This window comes from Pseudomonas sp. SIMBA_067 (assembly GCF_046534675.1).
Lineage (GTDB): Bacteria > Pseudomonadota > Gammaproteobacteria > Pseudomonadales > Pseudomonadaceae > Aquipseudomonas > Aquipseudomonas putida.
On record NZ_JAWRYH010001270.1, the window covers coordinates 1 to 238 of the forward strand.

Consider the following 238-nt stretch of genomic DNA (forward strand, 5'->3'; position numbering starts at 1 on the left):
GTTGTTGACCGAGACGAAGTCGTCGTCCGGGCCGGCCAGCTCGCGGGCGTGGCCGAACGAGTTGTACGGGGTCGCCGGGATGCTGCCGACGCCGTCCGTGGTCAAGCGCACGACCTGCTCCAGGTCGAAGACCAGCGGGAAGCCCACGACGAAGGCTTCAGTCGCCAGTTCGGTCAGCTGCTCGGTCACCTGCGGCACCCCGTCCATCCACTGCTCTGCGCTGCTCTACAGAAGAGAC

The 238-nt window shown here is 66.8% G+C and carries 1 protein-coding gene; it reads right to left on the reverse strand.

Going from position 1 to position 238, the window contains the following annotated elements; translation table 11 throughout:
• Positions 1-207: hypothetical protein (locus SB765_RS33380; protein WP_410933002.1), on the reverse strand; the 207-nt coding region annotated here is incomplete at its 3' end.
• Positions 208-238 lie beyond the last annotated feature (31 nt).